Here is a 325-nt window from a genome sequence, read left to right as displayed (position 1 = left end):
CTAGTCCAGGCCGTTTTTATTTGCTGGTCAGATGTTTAGCGAAATAGCCGGCGGACTAAGCTCAACAGTTAAAAGTTGTAAGCCCAAGGTAAATAGCCGGTAAATGCGCTTTTCTTAAAGCGCCCCAGTGCTTATCTTTCAGCCTCCCAAAGAAGAAGCTCTCGCGCCCAATGGTTGATCACTCCATGCAATCCTCCCCCCGCAATTCCCGTCGCTGGCTGTTCGGCCTGCTTGTGCTGCTGGTTATCGCCGGCCTGTGCTGGAAATTCTGGCCCACCGGCGCTACCCATCCTGACGCGCCAGCCGGCCGTACCGGTAAAACGGG

1 protein-coding gene is annotated in these 325 nt (G+C 55.1%); it reads right to left on the bottom strand.

What is annotated here, in order from left to right:
* Positions 1-131 precede the first annotated feature (131 nt).
* On the bottom strand, positions 132-325 hold a 194-nt coding region (locus JEM65_RS22535; RefSeq protein WP_233530780.1), incomplete at its 5' end, for a hypothetical protein.

Source organism: Gelidibacter salicanalis (assembly GCF_016469035.1).
In the GTDB taxonomy this organism is placed as follows: Bacteria; Bacteroidota; Bacteroidia; order Flavobacteriales; family Flavobacteriaceae; genus Gelidibacter; species Gelidibacter salicanalis_A.
Note: the sequence above shows the minus strand (reverse complement) of the source record. Positions and strands in the feature narration are given on the sequence as shown.